The organism is Sporolactobacillus sp. STSJ-5 (assembly GCF_024385605.1).
Lineage (GTDB): Bacteria > Bacillota > Bacilli > Bacillales > Sporolactobacillaceae > Sporolactobacillus.
In genome coordinates this window covers 67,839-84,031 of the sequence record NZ_JANFOJ010000012.1, presented here as the reverse complement: position 1 = coordinate 84,031, position 16,193 = coordinate 67,839, and the positions used below count along the sequence as shown (strand labels likewise).

13 protein-coding genes and 1 pseudogene are annotated in these 16,193 nt (G+C 43.6%); 5 read left to right on the top strand and 9 right to left on the bottom strand.

The features are described from left to right. Positions 1-36: 36 nt before the first annotated feature. The 3 genes from NOM01_RS12055 to NOM01_RS12045 all read left to right on the top strand — a co-directional run bounded on the left by NOM01_RS12055 (position 37) and on the right by NOM01_RS12045 (position 3,063). A complete protein-coding gene (locus tag NOM01_RS12055) occupies positions 37-1,059 on the top strand; it encodes a FecCD family ABC transporter permease (RefSeq protein WP_370646092.1) in 1,023 nt (340 codons plus the stop codon). Continuing rightward, entirely contained in the window at positions 1,060-2,085 is a 1,026-nt protein-coding gene (locus tag NOM01_RS12050; RefSeq protein WP_255748725.1) for a FecCD family ABC transporter permease, read from the top strand. A 171-nt stretch (positions 2,086-2,256) separates the two neighbouring features. Beyond that, complete coding sequence (locus NOM01_RS12045; protein WP_255748724.1) at positions 2,257-3,063, top strand: MetQ/NlpA family ABC transporter substrate-binding protein; 807 nt, start codon at positions 2,257-2,259, stop codon at positions 3,061-3,063. A 138-nt stretch (positions 3,064-3,201) separates the two neighbouring features. On the opposite strand, the pseudogene NOM01_RS12040 reads toward NOM01_RS12045, so the two are convergent. From NOM01_RS12040 to NOM01_RS12025, 4 genes and pseudogenes are all read right to left on the bottom strand, one after another. Further along, positions 3,202-3,795: pseudogene (locus NOM01_RS12040) on the bottom strand (hydrolase). A gap of 19 nt (positions 3,796-3,814) precedes the next feature. Then, entirely contained in the window at positions 3,815-5,035 is a 1,221-nt protein-coding gene (locus NOM01_RS12035) for a multidrug efflux MFS transporter (protein WP_255748741.1), read from the bottom strand. A 101-nt stretch (positions 5,036-5,136) separates the two neighbouring features. Continuing rightward, complete coding sequence (locus NOM01_RS12030; protein ID WP_255748723.1) at positions 5,137-5,967, bottom strand: AraC family transcriptional regulator; 831 nt, start codon at positions 5,965-5,967, stop codon at positions 5,137-5,139. 134 nt (positions 5,968-6,101) lie between these two features. Beyond that, positions 6,102-7,145: an alpha/beta hydrolase gene (locus NOM01_RS12025; RefSeq protein ID WP_255748722.1), complete on the bottom strand. Its 1,044-nt coding sequence runs from the start codon at positions 7,143-7,145 to the stop codon at positions 6,102-6,104. A gap of 296 nt (positions 7,146-7,441) precedes the next feature. Between NOM01_RS12025 and NOM01_RS12020 the strand changes: the two genes are divergently transcribed. Together NOM01_RS12020 and NOM01_RS12015 are read left to right on the top strand one after the other, a co-directional pair. Beyond that, a complete protein-coding gene (locus NOM01_RS12020; RefSeq protein ID WP_255748721.1) occupies positions 7,442-7,861 on the top strand; it encodes a MarR family winged helix-turn-helix transcriptional regulator in 420 nt (139 codons plus the stop codon). Further along, positions 7,858-8,721: an SDR family oxidoreductase gene (locus NOM01_RS12015; RefSeq protein ID WP_370646089.1), complete on the top strand. Its 864-nt coding sequence runs from the start codon at positions 7,858-7,860 to the stop codon at positions 8,719-8,721. Before NOM01_RS12020 ends, NOM01_RS12015 begins: the two co-directional genes overlap by 4 nt. A 408-nt stretch (positions 8,722-9,129) precedes the next feature. Here the strand turns inward: NOM01_RS12015 and NOM01_RS12010 are convergent, their stop codons facing one another. From NOM01_RS12010 to NOM01_RS11990, 5 genes are all read right to left on the bottom strand, one after another. Further along, entirely contained in the window at positions 9,130-10,584 is a 1,455-nt protein-coding gene (locus NOM01_RS12010; RefSeq protein WP_370646088.1) for an alpha-amylase, read from the bottom strand. 321 nt (positions 10,585-10,905) lie between these two features. Continuing rightward, positions 10,906-12,111 carry a CynX/NimT family MFS transporter gene (locus NOM01_RS12005; RefSeq protein ID WP_255748718.1) on the bottom strand — a complete coding sequence of 402 codons (1,206 nt, stop codon included), beginning with the start codon at positions 12,109-12,111 and terminating at the stop codon, positions 10,906-10,908. A gap of 136 nt (positions 12,112-12,247) precedes the next feature. Then, on the bottom strand, positions 12,248-12,727 hold the full coding sequence (gene rlmH, locus NOM01_RS12000) for a 23S rRNA (pseudouridine(1915)-N(3))-methyltransferase RlmH (RefSeq protein ID WP_255748716.1): 480 nt from the start codon (positions 12,725-12,727) through the stop codon (positions 12,248-12,250). A gap of 1,188 nt (positions 12,728-13,915) precedes the next feature. Then, the gene (locus NOM01_RS11995; RefSeq protein WP_255748715.1) at positions 13,916-15,154 is read right to left on the bottom strand and encodes a S1C family serine protease; all 1,239 of its coding nucleotides are present in this window, start codon (positions 15,152-15,154) and stop codon (positions 13,916-13,918) included. 217 nt (positions 15,155-15,371) lie between these two features. Next, complete coding sequence (locus tag NOM01_RS11990; protein WP_255748714.1) at positions 15,372-16,166, bottom strand: MBL fold metallo-hydrolase; 795 nt, start codon at positions 16,164-16,166, stop codon at positions 15,372-15,374. Positions 16,167-16,193: the final 27 nt, after the last annotated feature.

The following is a 16,193-nucleotide window of genomic DNA, read 5'->3' as shown; positions in this document are numbered from 1 at the left end:
ACGGTGGCAAAACTGGCAGTATCAGCGTCCAAACACATGAATCGACCAATGAAAAATAGCCTCATGAAAAAGTGGGCCTTCCCAATCATTTTAATGATCGGACCGGTTTTACTGGTTCTGACTATGGGATTGTCCATCTCTTTTGGTGCGACAAACATTGATTTGAAAACGGTATGGGATGCGGTCTTTCACTATGACCCTCATCTTGTGTCGCATAAAGTTATTTGGGACCTGCGCATGCCCCGTGTACTTGGCAGTGCCATCATTGGTGCCTGTTTTGCCGTTTCCGGGGCATTGATGCAAGGCGTAACCCGAAATCCGCTCGCCGATTCAGGAATTCTAGGAATCAACGCGGGGGCAGCATTTGTTCTTGCTCTGTGCTATGCATTTTTCCCCGCACTCCCATTTTTCTATCTGATCATCTGCTCTTTTATTGGCGCAGGTATTGGTGCAGGCATCGTCTATGGGATGAGTTCGCTGTCAAGGGATGGAATGTCGCCGGTCCGTCTCGTCCTGGCAGGAGCTGCAGTCAGTGCTTTGCTCACCGCACTGAGCCAGGGCTTAGCTATTTATTTTCAAATCGGCCAGGATCTTGCCTTTTGGTACGCAGGGGGAATGTCCGGCATCCGCTGGCCTGAGCTCATGATGATCACCCCTTGGGTCGTCTGTGCATTAATCGCCTCACTGATCCTGTCACCTTCCATCACCATTCTCAGCCTTGGAGACAGCGTGGCATCCGGACTCGGCATGCACACAGGCATCATTAAAGCTGCAAGTGTCGTCATTGTGCTTATTCTTGCCGGTTCAGCTGTGTCTGTCGTCGGGGCCATTGGCTTTGTAGGATTAATCGTCCCGCATCTGACGCGCTATCTTGTTGGTACGGACTACCGCAGAGTCCTTCCCTGCACAGCGATTCTCGGCAGCCTATTGCTAATTTTGGCTGACCTTGGTGCGCGCAGCATTAATCCGCCTTATGAGACGCCCATTGGTGTTTTAATTGCACTCATCGGCATCCCATTCTTTCTCTATTTAGCCGGATCGGAAAGGAGTGATCACTGAATGACTCAACTAACGACAGCAGAACGAAGCAAAAGAAACAAATGCCTCCAAATAATGATCTTCATCAGCGGACTTATTGTTGCGGTCTTTATAATCAGCATGAATACCGGGTTTACGAAACTGGCCCCTCTTGATGTGATTCGTACACTGCTTGGCAGTGGTACAAAAGCCCAGTCACTTATTTTGTTTGAATTCCGAATGCCGCGCATCCTCATTTCCATACTCGCTGGCGCAGGTCTGGCCGTATCAGGATGTATTATTCAAAGCGTCACGCGCAGCCCGCTCGCCGATCCGGGAATCCTAGGCATAAATGCCGGTGCCGGCCTTTCGATTGTCCTGTTTATCTCTTTCTTTCAAAGTCAGCAAGCCGTTCCGGTCTTCACGCTCCCAATTGTTGCACTCATAGGGGCAGCCGCTGCAGCTGTACTTATCTATGTGCTTACACTTAAACGGCAACAAGGTTTTTCATCCACCCGTCTCTTGCTGACCGGTATTGCCGTCGCATCGGGTATTAGTGCGCTCATGGTTATCCTGACGCTTAAATTCGATCCGAATCAGTATCAATTTGTGTCAACATGGCTTGCAGGAACCATTTGGGGCTCGAATTGGCACTTTGTGCTTGCGCTTCTGCCTTGGATCCTTGTTATCTTTTCCTATGTCCTGTATCACACGCGAACACTGGATATTTTGAAGCTTGGTGAATCAATAGCCATCGGACTTGGCGTACCCATCGAAAAAAATCGACGGAGACTCCTCCTTGCTGCAGTCGCACTTGCTGCTGCCTGTGTAGCAGTAAGCGGCGGAATCGGATTCATCGGACTGATTGCACCACATCTCGCACGCCGACTCGTAGGAGCTCAGCACCTGAAGCTGCTCCCTGTTTCAGCACTAACCGGCGCACTTTTGCTGCTTGCGGCTGATACTCTTGGCCGGTGGATGCTCCAGCCGGCAGAGCTTCCGGCCGGAATTATTGTATCCGTAATTGGTGCGCCCTATTTTCTTTATTTACTGGCACATGCAAAGTGAATAAACGATTTTCTGGAGACTGCAATCCCCATCAAATTGTTGGCGTGCACTCTTATAAGATTCAGCCACTTACTTGTTTTTAATTCGGAGTTAACTCATAATATTAATTATATTTATTAGCTGTTTATCGGCTAAGATAAAATGACTTTGCTTGCAACGGGGGAATTTTTAATGAAAAAGGTGTTCTTTTTAGGACTAATTATGACGATCATTTTTACATTGACTGCTTGCGGTAGCAACTCTGCTACATTAAGTGAAAAAGAGATTACTGTCGGCGTAACCGGCGGACCGCATCAACAAATTATGGAACAGGTTGCCAAGATTGCTAAGAAAGATGGATTGACCATCCACCTGAAAGTTTTTAATGATTATAATCAGCCGAATACCGCACTGGATACCGGTGACCTAGATGCCAGCAGTTATGAAACCTTACCCTTCCTGAAGGCACAGATTAAAGACAGAGGCTATAAAATTACCGATGTTTTTAAAACCGTCGCGTTGCCGATGGGGATATACTCAAATAAGATCAAAAACTTAAAGGATTTGAAAAAAGGGGATAAAATCGCAATACCGAATGATCCGTCCAGCCAACCGCGCAGTCTGACCTTGTTGGAAAAAGCAGGCGTAATTAAGATGAAGAAGGGGACACAAAGAACCGGCTCAACCCGTGATATCGTCAGCAATCCGAAGCATCTCGAATTTATAGCTATGGATCCCGCTCAGATTACTTCTCATCTCGATGAAGTGACCGCCGCAGCAATTAATTCGAATTTTGCTATGGGTGCTAACCTGACCATTCTGAACGACTCCATCTACCATGAGTCGCTCACTCACAATAGTTATCCAAACTATTTCGTCGTTCGAACAAAGAATAAAAATGATAAGGTCGTTAAGCAAATAAAGAATTACTATCATTCGCCTCAAATCAAAGCATACATTAGTAAAACATTTCATGGTTCTGTAGTTCCCGCTTGGTAAAAAGGGTTATGAATTAAAAAACGATCCGGTTCTTGCCTCATAATGGCATGAATCGGATCGTTTTATTTAGCTATACCCGTTCATTGACCGATGCAGACTATTTTTTAGGTCAAATAAACAACTTTAACCTTCCCTGTATTACTCATCGCTTAACAAACGTAGTACTTCATCGCATGTCCGAATTCTCCCAATCCGCGGGAAAATATAGTGACACACATAATCATGTTCTTCTTTGGTTGAAGCGGTCATTGCATCCTCAACAAAAATTTGCGAGTAGCCATGCTGATAAGCTTCACGTGCGGTCGTGTCGACACCAATTCCTGTAGAAATGCCGCAAAGCACAACAGTTTGAATACCGCGACGGCGCAATTGCGCGTCAAGATCTGTGCCATAGAATGCGCCCCATTGCCTTTTAGTCATCGTTTAAGCGTTCGTAAAGTCTGCTAACTCAGGTACCCATTGATCCCAGCCCTCACTGAACCGGTTGGAACGGCTGCTTTGATCAGTATTAGGCCTCAGCATATCTTTTCCATCAAATGTGGCAACACGGACAAGAACGACAAAGGCACCTTTTTCCAGAAATTTACGAACCATGCTGCTCGCCTTTTGAACAACCTGCACACCTGTATAAGGCGCACGCGGACTGTTGACAATACCATTCTGCAGATCAATAACTATAAGAGCCGTTTTAGCCGCTGTTAAACGTTCCGTTCCTGCTTGTTTCTTATCCATAATCATTTCCTTTCCTATTTCAAATGGCCTTGTGTGATACACGATGACGATCATTGATGCTTATTTTTCGATAAATTCTAAAATAAACCCATAATGCATTAATGAGCAGCAACGCAGCAGTCATATAAAATACAGATCGGATGCCAAACCAGGCAGCAGCCTGTCCGCCAAATACGGACCCGCTGAATACACCCAAATACATTGCAGACATGCTGAATCCGAAAATTCTGCCTGTGAGTGCATCAGGGGTGATCTTTTTCACCAGAATGTTAATGGAGGGCATCAGACCCGCCGCGGTTAAGCCAAATAAGAATCTAAGACCAATTAATTGCCATGGATTGTTCACGAATGCCATGGGAATAAAAAGAATTCCGGCAAGAATAAGCGCTGCGAGTATCACTTTTTGAGCACCGATTCGATCCGAAAGTTTCCCTAGTCTAGGCGCCGCCAGAATGTTTGCCAGTCCGGAAGCAGAGAAAGCCATGCCCGCAAAAAGAGCAATATGACTGGTACTATGAGCAATGTGTGCCACGTACACAGTAATAATCGGCTCCGCTGAATAGAGCGCAACCGTTAAAATAAAAGCAGTGACAAACAAGGTAACGGTTAAGCTTTTTTCCGGAATTCTTGCCCACACTTCCCCGCTGCGCAGTACCTTATGATCCTCACGATGAAATTCCTCTTTCACAAAGAAAATCGTGGTTAAAAAGGCAACAAGCATCAGTGCACCGGTAATAAAAAACACATTTTGACTACCGGCGAATTCCGATATGAATCCCCCGATCATTGGACCCAGTAAAGAACCGGCAATGTTTGCTGTTGATAACGTACCCAGCGCCCATCCGGCATGCTCATTATCTGTCTGAGTGGCAATTAATGTTGTGCAAGCCGTGCTATAACCGGTGATCACTCCTTGCAGCAGCCTCAATCCGATGAGCACATAGACGTTAGGCGCAAAACCCATGCAGCCAATCACAAGTGCCATACCGAGGCTTGCACGCAAAAGCATTGGTTTTCTCCCAAACCGGTCAGCCGCCGCGCCCCAAATGGGTGAGAAAATTGCCGAAAGAATAAACGTAATGCCAAAGGCAATCCCGGATAATTGGGCGATTGCAGCTGCATTGTGGACACCAAGATGCCGAATATAAAGCGGCAACACCGGAGCGATTTGACTCATGCCGATACCCGTGGCAAACATGCCAAACCAGCAAAAAATTAAATTTCTTTTCCAAATCGGCAAAAAAAAGCCACCCTTCTGCTGATGATTCATTGATCGTCCCACATAATGAACAATAACATCCTCATACTAGCTGAAGAATGGCCTTTATTACATGAACAATATTAGATTCCATGGACATTTTTGCTATAAAATTCTGAAGGACTCATGCCTTCAATTTTTTTAAATACCCTGCTGAAATAAAATTCATCGGTGAATCCCAATTCTTCTGCGATTTCTTTTATCTTTTTATCGCTCTCTACCAACAATGCTTTTGCCTTATCAATTTTCATCCTGTTGAAAAAAGCAATGACGGTATAGCCAGTTGTATCCTTGAAAATTCTGGATAAGTAAGCTGGTGACAATTTCACCAGATCTGATAAACCTCTTAAAGTTATGCGACAATCAATATGTTGCTGCATACATTCGATAACCTGTTCAATTTTTAAGAACGCTGTGGCCTTTTGATTCTGCTTTTTCATGGTTTCAAAAATGACTGCGATCAATTGCTGAAGCAAGATCTTGGCTGCAAATTCGTACCCAGGTTGTTTCGCATACCAGCGACTTACCAGCTTATGAAACAGATCATTCACTTGATAATGATCCTTTAATACCTGCGCCTCATGCAGCGGCAGTAGTCGTGTTTCATTTTTTATTTCCCAATGATTATCGGCAAGGTACACATGTCCATAACTAAAATGTACAGATTGAAAACAAAGGGGTTCACTACCATCGATCTCAATGGAATGCATAACAGCAGGACAAATATAGAAAAGCATGTCCTTCTCTAGAAGGTACTTTTTCTTCCCAATAGCAATATGACCTTTTCCCGAGGAAAAGCAGATCAATTCATGATGTTGAAGCGTTCTGGTGATGCTTCTCGTTTCATTTCCAGATTCACGACCTTCTCTGCTGTTGCAATAATGAATATGAAAGAAGAGATCTTTTAGCCACATGGTGCCTCCATCGTTTTCAAGCTTTACCTATTCTATGTGTTTGCGAGTAGAAAACATATTCGGAAAAATTAAATCGTCTCACTCATATGATTGAACAATTGGAGTCATACTCTGTTCTCCCTAAGCGTCTTCATTCAATTACGGATACTCATATGTTTCTCAATAAAACGGAAGAGTGTTGAAAAATACAAGTCGGGGTCGACAAGTGACGAGGCGGCATGCGTAGCATTCTTTACGAGCAAAAGCTCCTTTTCTCCGGCTGCGGCTTCGTACACGCGATGCACCATGCTCGTTGGAACAAATGTATCCTGTTCGCCATGAATAAACAAAATTGGTACTTTTGCTTTTTTCAATTGTTCAACGGCCGATGCTTCAAAAATGCCGTAACCAGCACGAGACCGTGTGACTCGGTCAGCAAATCGAAGGATAGGGAACGCAGGCAGACGAAAAAGATTGCGTAATTCATATGCGAATTCATCGGCCACCGACGTATAACCGCAATCCTCCACAACGCAGACAACATGTTCAGGAAGCTCCTCCCCCGCCGTCATCATCGCGGTTGCGGCACCCATTGAAATGCCGAAAATGACAATCTGTGCCTGCGGATCCGATTTGATGATCTCATGAATCCAGCCGACCACATCCAGCCGATCGTTCCAACCCATGCCAATATAATCTCCTTCGCTCTGCCCCGCTCCACGCAAATCCGGAACGAGAGCATTAAAACCATGGTCAGCAAAAACCGATGCATAGTAGAACATATAGGAACCTTCATTCATATATCCATGCAAAAGTACCACCCAACGATGGCCTTCCGGATGAGCATCAAACCGGCAAGCATGCAGCTTCAAACCATCGGATGCATTTAAAAAAACGTCAGTCGGCGGACACTCCTGGAGAAAGCGTTCGTTCACAGCCTTGCGCTCGCCAATCCGTGCTTTTATGACCGATGAAAAGTGCTCCTTCGATACTGCCGGATCAAGATTTTTCCGATGAGGCGATTGCTCCCGTGCAATGGCCAGACGATAAAAGTAACGACCGACCATACTTTCCGTCACCTTGAAAACAGCAGCTGCGGCCGTCAAAATTCCCGACACCACAAGGATCTTTGTTTTCAATTTCCCGCGCTTAATCTTTGCCTTATCTTTTTGATCACTTGGATCACTCAGCAGCCGCATAAAACAACACCCTCCTCTCATGATTTTGCTCTACTTTTATAATAAATGAACAGAACATAAACTGACAAAAAAATGACTGAAAAATTTTTCATTACTGCTACCGTACTGATATAAGTGAGGTTTTTTAGTGTCCAAGTATGGTTGGTCTCTTCCAAGCTCTCATTATCTTGCACCAAAAAAAATGAATCAAACACACTTTAAAAATCCTGGATGATTGTTGCGTGTTAAATCTATTGAAATAGTTAAGCAGATGAACTAAAATTAGTTCAGTAGATTAACTATATTGAGGTGACGTCATGGACGAAATGTACCAAAGTGCAGAAATTATTGCACAATTTTGCCGAACACAAATTAATGTAAAGAAAAATATTCCGATTCGCAATAGTGAAATGGGGGTTTTAATCTATTTAGTCAGAAGTAAAGAAGCGGTAACCCCTTTACAAATTGCTCAATTCTTCGCAGTATCAAAACCAATGGTTACTGAAATGATTAATTCCTTGAATAGAAAAAAATACTTAATAAAACACTCTGATCAAACAGATGGGAGAAGTTATAAAATAACTCCAACTTCACTAGCCAAAGAGCTCGTCAATGAATCTTATAAAGAATACTTAAAAATGCTATATACCTTAGAAACGAAGATGGGGCAAGATGATTTTAGACAATTGGTCCACTTAATCAGTAAAGCAAATCAGATATTAGCAGAGGAGAAATGAAATTGGGTAAAATTTTAGTCACTGGAGCATCCGGGAACTGTGGTACATTTGTTTCGCACACATTAGTGGAATTAGGAGAAATTGTTGTCCGTTCCTACACAACAAATAATCGATTACCTGCCTTAGAACATTCAACAGATGTTAAATTTGATTTCACTGACCCTTCAACCTTTGAAAATGCGTTAAAGGGTGTAGATCGAGTCTTTTTAATGAGACCTCCTCATTTAGGAAAGCCCGAAGATCTTTTTCCGTTCATAGAATGCATGAAGAATCATGGAATTAAACTTGTATGTTTTCTGTCTTTAATGGGGATCGAAAAAAATAGCATTCCTCCCCATTACAAAATAGAAAAATATATTGAAAAACTAGAAATTCCTTTTGCCCATATTCGACCAGGATTTTTTATGCAAAACATTTCAGGTGTTCATGCTGTAGAAATTCGTGAACAAGACACTATTTTTGTACCCGCAGGAAAAAGTAAGACAAGTTTTATTGATGCAAAGGACATTGGAGAGGCTACAGCGTTCATCCTGCATAACTACCAGAACTATGTAAACACAGCACATACAATTACAGGACCGGAAGCATTAGATTATTACCAAGTTGCAGAAATTCTTTCAAATGTATTAGGCAGAAAAATTACCTATGCAAAGCCCTCCTTTCTTAACTATCGAAGCGTGTACATTAAAAAAAGAAAGCTCAACAAAACGTATGTAAACGTTACTGTGGCTTTATATTTTATGACCCGAATGGGAACTGCTAAAAACGTAACGGACGATTTTTATCAAATTACTGGTAAACAGCCCAGAAGCTTTGAATCATTTGCAATGGACAATAAAAATGATTTTTTGAAAGTATAAATCTTGAGACATCTAATACTTTTCTTTTAGATCTTATAAGGTGGAAACATAGCAGGTGCAGATAATTTATTCATCTTTTTCTCTAAGCAATGATATCGCTATCGAAATAGTGTCTTTCCTTTGATTCGGCCAGCCTAAATATTTTGGTTAACTGCTTTTTAAAACCTTGCTGATCATATATGTCACTAAATAGTAGCCCACGCATGGTGTCAATTTAGTAAAAGAAATGTCCATTTTTTCGAATCCATTTGTTGGTCTATTTGACCACTTACTTTCCCCATGTCCAAGAGGTTAGTTAACGACTGGGGGGATAAATAAAATACCCTGGGTGACTACGTCTTATCCGATCACGAGTGACATAACAACTTTACTGTTTGGTAAGCTTGGTGGTTTATTTGGTCACATAGGTTAGGTACAAGTCCATACAGAGAATGAACCGCCATTAACCGGAAAGATTCCCTGTCCATCTTCATCAATTTTTACTTGAGCCTGCTGATGACCCATTTGATCGGCATAATTTTTTCCCTTGTTTTCTGGACCGACATTCATTGGAATCTGATTCTCATCGCCTGTCGAAAGAATAACGACGAGTCCTCCTGGATGCTGGTCCGTGCCGGAACGGGTCCAGCCAATACAATGTTCATCCTGAAAATAATCCATTTGATCGCCATAGGCAAACTTTCTGCGCAGATTCATCAAGCTATCCAGATCCTTCTGAAATCCTTTTGATGGCTTCGGTCCTTTAAGGCCGTAATAGTCACCATAAAAGATAACCGGAAATCCTTCCGCACGAAGCAGAATCAGACTGTACGCCTGCAATTTGAACCAAGGCGCGACACTGGACTCGAGTGATTGTCCCGGCTGGGTATCGTGGTTATCGACAAAGGTGACGGCAAGAGATGGGTGCTCCTTCATCAAAGTCCCCTCCAAGATTTGCCGCAAATCATAGTCCCTCCCCTGCTGCGCTGCCTGATAAAAATTGTTATGCAGCGTCACATCGAATAAATCAAGTTTAAAGTCGGTATCTTCAAGATAATTCTCCACCCCCTGCGTCTCATCCTTCCAAAACTCGCCAACCAAATAAAAGGAATCGCGGTAGGTCCTGCGAATATGCTCAGCCAATTGAGCAATGAACGCGCGGTTAATATGCTTCACCGCGTCAAGCCGGAAACCATCAATTCCAGTCGTTTTCAAAAACCAGTTTGCCCACTCTTTAATCTCCCGGATAACGTCGGGATGACGATAGTCAATATCTGCATACATCAAATAATCATAATTGCCGTTTTCATTATCCACCAAATCGTCATCGGCCCATCCCTTATTAAGTCCTTCAATCATATAAATGGCCTTTTTGCTGGTCAGCTGATCATAATCAACCCCAGAAAAGTGCTCCCACGTCCATATAAAATCGGAATACTTTCCTTTACGCCCAGGAAAGTTGAACCTTGTCCATCCTTCAATTTCGTGGGCCTCGCTGAGCTTTTCTTGGCGGTTAGTCGGATTCACCTCGTAGGCTTGAAAACGTTCGCATGCATCGGCACCCGCTTTGTGATTCAGCACGATATCGGCATAGACCGATAGACCGTGATCGTGCAACTCCGCGATTGCAGCCAGATAATCTGCTTTTGTTCCGTACTTGGTTCGGACGGTCCCCTTCTGATCGAATTCTCCCAGATCATAGAGATCATAGATGCTGTAGCCAACATCTTCCTGCTTGCTACATTTGAACACGGGCGGCAACCAAACGGCCGAGATCCCTATCGCTGCCAAATGCTCAGCATCTGCCTTTAAGCGCTCCCAATGTTTTCCATCATTGGCCAAATGCCATTCAAAATATTGCATCATCATTCCATTTTCCATCACGCATCCCTCTTTACCAGCTTGCCCTTTGTTAAAAAAACTTTACTGCCTATTCCCATTTTCTGGTTTAGTAAAACTTTTTTTGCGTGAATGGCTATTTTTATCTCGTTCTTTTAGCGATGCGAAGCGATCGTATAAAAGAACCAAATGATCCACTAGAACATCCAAATTATTTATATCTAAGGGTTATCGTGCTTTTGTTCACTCATCCGAGCGTGATTGGCTAGCAATGTCCTGCCGTCCCTCTTTTTACTTACGCCCAAATTCCTTGCCCTCTTAGTCTTTCTTAGATAACTTGAAAAAACATTCTATTCAGAAGCATATTCAGGATTTTCTGTGCACGACCAGGTGAACCTTACGATCCTGACCGACGCCAAAAGCCAACACAGTCAGGAGGACAGCACAGATAAGAAGAAAGATTTTAGCCGCTTCCCAGCTGCCGGAAAGATCATGAATATAGCCTGTGATGACCGGGGCAACAGCAGCCATCAGATAACCAACAGATTGTGCCATGCCGGAAAGCTTTATGCTTTCCTCTGCCGTATTTGTCCGCAGGCTGAAAAGTGAAATAGCAAAACTGAACGAAGCACCACTGCCGATGCCGATCAGAACCGACCAAAGATAGATCCAGTGTCCGCTAAGCAGACCGCCGAATGCAATCACATAAATGGCGCAAGCTGATACAACAAGCTTCGTCTGGTTTTTGAATCGACTCGCAAGGACAGGTGCAAGAAAAGAAGTGGGCAGGGAAACAATCTGGATGACCAGAAGCAGAAAACCGCCCTGACTCATCGACAGTCCTTGCGCGTTCAACATCGAAGGAAGCCAGGCGAGCACGGTATAAAAAAGAATAGATTGAATGCCCATGTAGAGAGTCACGAACCAGGCCAGCCCGGAGCGCCAGATTGAGCCAGTAGGTTCCCTGTTTTCTTCTTCTGATGAAGATACCTTTGATTCTTTCCTACGTAGGAGGGGCCAGAGGGCAATGAGTGCAGCCAGGGACAGCAAACACCATATAAGCAGACTCCCCTTCCAGCCCAGATGCCCGTTCACGGCAAGCGGCAGACCAAAACCCGAACTGATACCTGCCCAAAGCGACATAGATACTAAATAAACTCCGGTCATTAAACCGATGTCCTGCCGGAACTGAGATTGAATAAAACTGGGCAGAATCACGTTTCCGGCCGCAATAGCGACTCCCACAACTGCCGTACCGACGAACAGACCAAATATACCCGGTACAAGAGAGCGAACCAGAATGCCTGCAGTCAGCCAGGCCATACTGAAAAACAGCATGCGGACCATGCCCCATCGGCGAACGAAACGAGGCGTTATCGGTGCAATAAAAGCAAAGGCGAGCATAGGAAGTGACGTTAGCAACCCGCTCAGCGTTCCATTAATGCCTGTATCCCTCTGAATCAAATGAATAAGAGCACCGACAGCGGTAAAGGGAGCGCGAAGGCATGCAGATATTAATAAAATTACTAATAGCAAGATGAATCCTGTTTGCTGATGATGTTTTTTTACCATGTTACTTATCTCCATCTCCGACTTCCGTCTTTCTTTATTCGTGAAAAAAGCACACGTATTATACAAAATTGTTACTTACAAACTGTTATATCAGCTCACGTTCCTGTATTTGGGTGAAGAAATTAACTTCCTTCATCTACTTATGATACGGTTCGTTTCGCATAATCTTAAACGCTCGATAAATTTGCTCGATCAAGATCAAGCGCATGAGCTGATGCGGAAATGTGAATTTAGAGAAAGAGAGCTGGAAATCTGCTCTGCTCAGAACTTCATCGCTCAGGCCGTTTGATCCGCCGATGATGAAGGCAATGTCACTGTGACCATACGTTGCCAGTTCTTGAATTTTTGCTGCGAAGTCTTCGGAGGGCATCTGTTTTCCCTTGATAGCCAGTGCAATTGCGTAGGCATGATCGGGCAGTTTCTTCAGCAAGCGTTCACCTTCGGAACGTTTCACCTGTTCGATTTCCGCTTCGGAAAGATTTTCCGGTGCTTTCTCGTCGGGGACTTCCATAATAGTTACTTTTGCATAGGGACCCAGCCGTTTTGCATACTCATCAATTCCTTGTTTAAAATATTTTTCTTTTAGTTTTCCAACCGTTAAAATACTGATATTCACAACTTATCCCAACCTTATTAAGAGTTATACACAGAAGTTATGCACATATCCACAGGTCGTTTCTATATTCTGTATGGAATCATTCGTTTGCCACAAGATATGCGCATCGAAAAATGTTGTATTTTGACGAATGTGGATAACTATTTTCATCATAAATACTCAGAATTTGTCACAATTCACTATTTATTCATTCATTGCCTTTTTCATGTGCCATTGTGTTCTGCATATACGAATAACTCCCGTGCTACCGGGCTTTTCCCTGTTTTTACTCTTTTTACAACTATGTTTTCTTTTTATTTTATCATAGTTGAATGTGATGAATTTTCAGAGTTATGAACAGTTTTTCCTCAGATGTGGATAAGTTGTGGATATTTATTCGATGATGCACACAAATTGTCCACAGCCTTGCTTGCATTTGTTCACAACATCTGTCCACAAGGTTACGCACATTGCGCATAAGAAAAACCGGGCAAAAAGCGCCCGGTCCTTCATTAAGTAACGAGTAAAATAAGCGGAGATTTTCCGGTTATATGCACCATGGCGCTAGTTTTACCTGTAAATAAGGGTAATTTTTCCGCTTATTCAGAGAAAAAGCCTCTATTTTTACGTTTTTCGATTCAATAAGGGTAATTTCTCCGTCTATTTAAGCGATTTTACCATTCATTTTCAATTTAAGCGGAATTTTTCCGTCTATTTCTCAGATTGGGCGCTTGCCTGATCGCCCACCCGAATCTTATAACGCTGATCATTATACCAGCAAGGCAGAACGATATACTTTCTTTCCTTGTAAGAAAAACCGGGCAAAAACCGCCCGGTCCTTACTTTCACAGGATGTGATGGCTTTCGCGTTGCATACAGGACGTATGCGTATTTAGCGAAAGCTCCTTTACACTTGCGAAAGTTCTCTTTTTTTAGCATTGATTTGTGTCTTTACAGTGTTGAATCATCGCTTCGGTTGCTCGCATCAACAGAGCACGACCGCGGGCGCACCGCGAGCCTCCTCAGACAAGCAGAAATCTGCAGGGTCTCGCCGGCACGCGATCAACAGAGCCGCACCCGCAGGCATCTCACCTTTCGTGTCTAGTTTCTTACTTTTTGTTAATTCGAAAATCATATACCTTCTTTACCTGTAAAAAAACGGGCTCAATAACCTTAATTTCGGTCATTGAACCCGCTGATATTTACCTATTACGAAAATGTCTTGCTTCCTAATGTTAACTTGGATGTGTGCACTTTGCCCATCCGATAATATTTAATATTCACTGTCTGTCCGGCATGAAGCTCCGTGTACATGTACGTTGAAAATTCAATATAGCTTTTGATTTTATGTCCATTGATCTCCGTAATGACGTCGCCTGCTTCGAGCCCGCTCTTGGCAGCAGGACTTGAGCTTTGAACATCGGTAACAACCAGTCCGGTCTTTACATCGGACGGCAGCTGTAGTTGCTTTGCTTCTTCATTCGGTACCATGGAAAGGTCGACGATACTGACGCCCAGCATCGGCCGTTCAATTTTGCCCCCGGATTCAAGTTTGTTGATGACCGGTTTCGCAACATTAATTGGAATTGCAAATCCGATACCTTCAACGCCCTCATCAGTACCGCTTCCTGTCGACGCAATTTTTGATGAGTTAATACCGATGACCTGACCTGCAATATTCACAAGAGCACCACCGCTGTTCCCAGGGTTAATGGCCGCATCTGTTTGGAGAACCTGTGCCTCGATTGAAGCGTTGTTGCTTTCAACCGGAATCGTTCGGCTCGTCGAACTGATAATTCCTTCAGTTACCGAACCGGAAAATCCGAGCGGGTTGCCAATTGCAATCGCCGGCTCGCCTCGCTTTAGTTTGGACGAATTGCCGAACTCTGCAACGCTTTTAACGTTCTTCGCCGGGATTCGCAGCACTGCCAAATCATAAAGTGCATCTTTACCCAGAACTGTAGCATTTGTTTTTAATTCATCATTCAAGCGAACTTCCACTTTTTCCGCACCAGAAACCACATGGTTGTTCGTTACCACATAAGCATACTGATTATCCTTTTTATAGATAATACCTGAACCGATTCCTGATTCAGTATACTTATTATCAAAGAAATTTGCCTTTTGCAGATTAATGACGGCTACAACTGCAGGTGATACCTTGTCTACCGCCTCAGTAACCGATGAGGTAACATTAACATTCATTTGCCGATTGAATGTCGGATTGCTCACATTATTGGAATTCTGTGCGCCTGTCGACACCTGATAGGGAAAGACGCCTAGATCCGAAAGTATAGGAGCAAAGATCAAAAGACAAACCATACCGACGACAGCCCCGATGAAACCCGAGAAAAACCAACCGCCACGCATGCGGGTTTCTCGTTTTTGGCGGGAATTGCCTTCGGATTCCGAATCGCTCCCTATGTGGTTGTCATCATAATACCCCATACACATTTCCCCCTCACAACATTTACAATGATACCCGGAACCAAAGAAACGCGCACGATCTTCAAAACGATCTGAAGTCCCAGTAATCACATAACTTCTTTATCAATAATTTACCACTGAATATCTTGCTAATAAAAATTATGTGACTATTTCTATATGCATCGCAAAATTGCCGTTGTTCTATGTAAAGAATAGCCAAAGTCACCATCAACTAAACCTAAATCGCGGTTAATTCCGTTGCGTGATCAGGATCGGTATCATGAAGAGCTACTTCCCTTCCTAATTTAAGCCCAATGCTTTCCAAACGCTGACCGACACTCATCCGTGCCAATTCTTTCATATTATTATCCTTGCTCAAATGGGCAAGATAAATTTTCTTTGTCCGGTCTCCAAATACATCAGTCAGTGCGAGCCCTGATTCTTCATTTGAAATATGACCGGTATCGCCCAAAATACGCCGTTTCACACTCCATGGATAGCGCCCCATCATGAGCATCTCTGTATCATGATTTGCTTCCATAATATATGCATCTGAGTTATTAATTAACCCCTTAATATGCTCGGAAACATAACCGAGATCAGTCAGCAGTGTCAGCTGCTTCTCGTGATCATGAACAACATAAAACATCGGATCAGCAGCATCATGGGAAACAGAGAACGACTCAAGAACCAAGCCTCCGAATTCCTTCGTTGTATTCGGCGCAAACTCAAACTTCTGCTCGACTGGAATCTCGCCAATTCCGGCCGACATCGCCTGCCATGTCTTCTTATTTGCATAAACCGGCGTATGAAAACGGCGCGCGAAAATGCCAAGCCCTTTGATATGATCACTGTGTTCATGGGTGACCAGAATCCCATCGATATCTTCTGGTCGGCGTCCGATTTGCCCTAGTAATTCAATCATTTTCTTGCCGCTTAATCCGCAATCAATTAATAAATGTTGCTGCTCCGTTTCGATATAGAGCGAGTTCCCCGTACTGCCGCTTGCCAGTACACTAAAATGTAACGTCACTTCTACCCCTCCCAAGGGTGAAAAAAT